This is a genomic window from Nocardia exalbida NBRC 100660, assembly GCF_000308575.1.
In the GTDB taxonomy this organism is placed as follows: Bacteria; Actinomycetota; Actinomycetes; order Mycobacteriales; family Mycobacteriaceae; genus Nocardia; species Nocardia exalbida.
In genome coordinates this window covers 1-2,354 of sequence record NZ_BAFZ01000125.1, presented here as the reverse complement: position 1 = coordinate 2,354, position 2,354 = coordinate 1, and the positions used below count along the sequence as shown (strand labels likewise).

Sequence of the window (2,354 nt, the reverse complement as noted above, 5' to 3'; positions counted from 1 at the left end):
CGGTGCGGGCTGGATGCCGGGCACCGGGATGGTGATGCCGGGCAGGATCTCCACCTGGGTCGGCGCGACCACGACCGGCGGCAGCAGGGGGGAGTCGGCGGTGGTGGGCGGGGTGTAGGGCGCCGACCACTCGGGGACACCGGCCTGGCCCTTGATCGGGGCTGGCTTCGGGAACGTCTCGTTGCGGGTGCCCGAGAGCGCCCCGTCCATGGTCGCCTTCCAGATGTCGGAAGGCAGACCCGAACCGTAGATCATGCCGCCGCCATAGTTGCGCAGTGCCGAGTTGTCGACGCTGCCGACCCACACGGCGGTAGACAGCGACGGGGTGTAGCCGACCATCCAGGCGTCCTTGTTCTCACCGGTGTCGCCGAGCTGCGCGGTACCGGTCTTGGCTGCCGACTCGCGGCCGTTGGCGAGTCCGTGGTTGCGGGACCAGCCGGCGATCGGCTTCATCGCGGCGGTGACATTGTCGGCCACCGCGGCGGAGACGCGCTGCTCACCGGCCACTTCGCCGCGATCGAGCAGCACCTGGCCGTCGGCGGTCACCACCTTCGTCACGAAGTGCGGCGCGTGGTAGATGCCGGAGGCGGCGAGCGTCGCGTAGGCGGAGGCCATGTCCAGCGGTCGGGCTTGGTACTGACCGAGCACGATGCCGTTGTTCGGGCCGGAGCCGTCCGACTCCGTCAGGGTCTTGCCCACACCCGGGATGGTGTCCGGGATGCCCAGCCGGTGACCCATGTCGGCGATCTTCTGCGGACCGTTCTGCATGTCCAGCTGCATCCGGTAGAAGCTGGTGTTCAGCGATCGCTTCAGCGCCTCGGCGATGGTGCACATGCCGCACTGCTCGCCTTCGACGTTGGTGATCTTGATGCCGTTCACCGTGATCGGCGAGCTGTCGTACATCTGCGACAGCGGAATGCCCTGCTCCAGGTTGGCCGCGAGGCCGATGACCTTGAACGACGAACCGGTCTGCAGACCGGCGTTGGCGTAGTCGTAGCCCTGGCCGTCGTTGCCGCCGTAGTAGGCGCGCACCGCGCCGGTGTGCGGATCGATCGAGACCACCGCGGTGCGCAGCTGCTCCGGCTCGCCCTGCATCTTCGACGTGGCGGCGTCGACCGCCGCCTGCTGCGCCTTCGGGTCGATCGTGGTGGTGATCTGCAGTCCCGAAGTGTTCAGCTGCTGCTCGCTGATGCCCGCCGCCGCGAGTTCCTTGAGCACCTGGGTCTTGATCAGGCCTTCGGGGCCGGAGTCCTGCTCCTTGTCCTGGGTCGAGGCGAGGGACACGACCTGCGGGTACTGCAGGCTCTGCCGCTCGCCCGCGCTCAGGTTGCCCGCGGAGACCATGCCGTCGAGCACGTAGTTCCAGCGTGTCTTCGCGCCCTCCGGGTTCTTCTCCGGGTCCAGGCTGGAGGGCAGCTGGATGGTGGCGGCCAGCACCGCGCCCTCGGCGACGGTCAGCTCCTGCACGGGCTTGCCGAAGTACGCCTTGGACGCCGCGTCGATGCCGTACGCACCGCGACCGAAGTAGATGGTGTTCAGGTACGCCGCGAGGATCTCGTCCTTGCTCCACTGCCGCGCCATCTTGGCCGAGATGACCAGCTCGTGCATCTTGCGGGTCAGCGAGTGCTCGTCACCGACCAGCGCGTTCTTCACGTACTGCTGGGTGATCGTCGAACCACCGCCCGCGCTCTCCTTGCCGAGGACGTTGTCCCTGGCGGCACGCGCGAAGCCGGAGATCGAGAAGCCGGGGTTGGTGTAGAAGTCCCGGTCCTCGGCGGCCATCACCGCGTTGCGGACGTGCGGCGGGATCTGCTCGATGGTGACGTCGGTCCGGTTGCCTTCCGGCGGCACCACTTTGCTGATCACCGTGTCACCGTCGGAGGCCAGGATGGTCGCCACCTGGTTGGTCTTCAGGTCTCCCGGCTGCGGCACCGACACCGTGGTGTACGCGGCGAGGAAGATGCCGCTGGGCAGCAGGATGGCCAACGCGATCAGGACGTAGAGGGTGCGCCGCACGATGCGCCACGGCGACTTCTTCTTCTGCGCAGGCCGCCTGCCCGGCCCATCGGAGCCGTCACCGTTGCCGCCGCCACGGCGGGGCGGCGGACCCGACGGCGGGCCGCCCGCGGTCTGCCTGCGTTCGCCGGTGGCGGGTCCACTGCCCGGGACGCGACGTCCCTCACGGTCCACCGCCGGACGCGCGCCGGTGGCCGGACGCGGGCCGGTGGAGGGGCCGCGCCGGTCGCGGTCGGCCACCGCCTCGGTCAGCGAGCCCGGCCGCTGGATCCGCTGGGTCTGCTGCGGGGCGGAAGCGCCGCCGACGGGCGCGCCGCGATTGGGCTGCGGCGGCCTGC

1 protein-coding gene is annotated in these 2,354 nt (G+C 69.8%); it reads right to left on the bottom strand.

Annotated elements, in window-relative coordinates; all coding sequences use genetic code 11:
- Positions 1-2,019: transglycosylase domain-containing protein (locus ON29_RS28970; protein WP_083864130.1), on the bottom strand; the 2,019-nt coding region annotated here is incomplete at its 3' end.
- Positions 2,020-2,354 lie beyond the last annotated feature (335 nt).